1 pseudogene is annotated in these 1,938 nt (G+C 47.1%); it reads left to right on the forward strand.

Annotation, left to right across the window (positions count from 1 at the left end):
• A pseudogene (locus WAM07_RS05215) lies at positions 1 to 1,938 on the forward strand (hypothetical protein); the annotation flags it as partial.

Raw genomic sequence — 1,938 nt, forward strand, 5'->3', positions numbered from 1 at the left:
CTATACATCGATATTTGTTATGGCGGGCTGTATTGGATACAGCGTGTATGATGAACGGCTTGCTTATAGCTCGTTCATGTTCCTGATCATCAGTGTCCTTGCTTATCCTGTGAAAAGAAAGTACAGCCATATGGACATGGGAGAAACAGCGGTATGGGTGCATCCGGTGGCTTTGTTTATTTCATCTGCTATTTTATACGAACCACTCATTGGCTGGTTTCCTGCTTATCAAGAAGGTTTAGCTTTTCCATTTCATTTGGCCGTCACCGGAATCTTACTTGCGGTTGTCCATCTCTTATGGAAGAAATTCAAGGATCAACAGCTTTCTGCCGCCAGTTTTTATACCGGGCAAGGTTCTTATATCCTGGCTATGGTGAACCTGGCAGGCAATTCCAGAGTGGACCCTGTTTTGATCCGTCCTTTCATTCTGTTCGTCGGCATCGGCATGATGCTATGGTTTGTGCTATATGCTAAAAGAGCATTTCTCTGGTTATTTGTGTCTGTTACGATGTTAGCTTTTTACATCTCTTTAATGGATCCATTATCGTTCGATTCGTTTGCTTCGTTTTTTACTTATATGATACTCGCACCTGCTCTGCTCGTCTTTCTTGGAGATGTGAGACTTGGAAAATGGGAAGAAAGACAGCCTTATTTTTATTGGCTGGCTCATTCTGTTCAGCCGCTGCTGATCGCTCTTTTCCTGCTCAATTCACTGGGCGGGGAAGCGATGTATCCCTGGGTACTGGGGATCCCCCTTAGTCTGTACGTCTACAGCTCATTAACAGCCTCTAGGGAATGGGAAATCAAGCTGATGCTATACGCAGCTTTGACGACGCTGTTTTTTGCAGTGTGGACGGTCCCTGGCTACTTTGGCTGGTGGGAGGCGGTTCCGGAAACGTATGCCTGGTTCGCGACCAGTATAGGCATCGCAGGGATCTGGATGGGTGTACCAGCCGTGTGGAAGAAAAGGGTCGAATGGTATCTCATTCCTTTTTCCATTTTCGGATTGTCTCTCTTGATCAACAGACTGGAACCTTGGGCGCCGTATGAATGGCTTCTCGGAGTCGGGTACGTTATTCTGGTCCTTTTCTTTATGCATCGCAGAAAGTGGTCACTCGCCCGCTTTATTCCCTTGTTACTTAGCCTGGCTCTATGGAATGAGATCAGCCTTAATTGGGAGCGTCCATCGTTCATTACGTTGATGATCGTTTGTATCGGTCTTCTGCTTGCGGCCGGCCGCTATTTCCACCGTTTATTGATCGGGCCGAAAATAGAAGCCGATGCCTATACCTGGACAGCGCTCTTCTATATTGGCTATTTGAACCTGACGACCATGATGGATGAGAACGTCTGGATCCGGGTCATTCCCGTACTATTGTTGAGTGTCTGGTTCCTATTTAACGCTAATAAATGGAAGGAACCTCTGCTTGGCAAATCGTTTATTACATTGGGAGCCGGGTGTTTATATACCGGGTACATCATCGTATTGGTGGATTATCATGCTCTGATTCCTGACTTAATCGAAGCTGAGCTGCAAGTGCTTCCCGTTCTTGGTGTTCTTTTCGTACTGCGGAGAAAAACCTGGCGGGAATACTCCGCGATTCTGAGTCATGTGCAGCTTGCTGCTCTCCTGCTGATTGCTGCTTATTTAGTCGTCGACGGCATCCAGAGTCATACGATCTGGGACGCGTGGATCCTTGGCGGTTTATCGCTCCTATCGATGATTGCCGGCATGCAGTTCCGAATCAAATCTTACTTTTTCGTCGGCATGGGTGTGCTGGTTTTCAATGTTCTCTATCAAACCAGACCCTACTGGGGCAATCTTCCGTGGTGGGTGTACCTTCTGCTTGCAGGCCTTATCCTCATCGGAATAGCGAGCTACAATGAATGGCAGAAACAACAATCCGATAATCGCAAACCCGTAGACCGGAAGTTAAA

Origin of the sequence: Halobacillus sp. (genome assembly GCF_049282395.1) — a bacterium.
In the GTDB taxonomy this organism is placed as follows: domain Bacteria; phylum Bacillota; class Bacilli; order Bacillales; family Halobacillaceae; genus Halobacillus.